This is a genomic window from Domibacillus sp. A3M-37 (genome assembly GCF_024213455.1).
GTDB classification, from domain to species: domain Bacteria; phylum Bacillota; class Bacilli; order Bacillales; family Domibacillaceae; genus Domibacillus; species Domibacillus tundrae.
Window position 1 is genome coordinate 1 of the sequence record NZ_JANAVL010000079.1, and the last position, 569, is coordinate 569.

Annotated in this window: 1 protein-coding gene; it reads right to left on the reverse strand. The window is 49.4% G+C overall.

The window, feature by feature from the left end:
- Positions 1 to 569 (reverse strand): beta/alpha barrel domain-containing protein (locus tag NLX67_RS22635; RefSeq protein WP_483863878.1); only part of this gene is annotated, 569 nt, incomplete at both ends.

Below are 569 nucleotides of genomic sequence, written 5' to 3' on the forward strand. Positions count from 1 at the left end.
TAGAAATTGACAAACTTGTCACGATCGTCGCTGTTGCGGTACGCCATCGCCACACGCGGATGTTCATTCAGTACACCAGAGATCATGTAGGGAATGATATAGCCCCACTCCCACTTCTGGCGCATGTCAATCATGTGCTTTTCAATGATGCCAAGGACCGGCTTCATTTCGTAGCTTGGTTTTTGAATGTAGCTGACGAGCAGCTCCGTGTTGCAGTTGCCGGCTGCCCGGCCCATTCCGTAAACGGAGGAATCAAGGAATGTGACACCGCTTTTCATCGCCGCTAGCGTATTGGCAAATGCCAGCTGCATGTTATTATGGGTGTGGATGCCAAGCTGTTTGTTTGGGATCATCGATTGGAACTTCTTCACCTGGTGCTCGATATCCGCAGGGTCTAAGCTTCCAAATGAGTCCACGATATAAACAACATCGACAGGGCTTTCCTTCACCAGTTCAAACGCTTCAATCAGCTGGTGCTCCGGCACGCTGGATAAAGCCATGATATTAAGAGACGTTTCGTAGCCTAAGTCATGGAACATCTGTACAAGCTCCAGGCCCTTATCCACTTC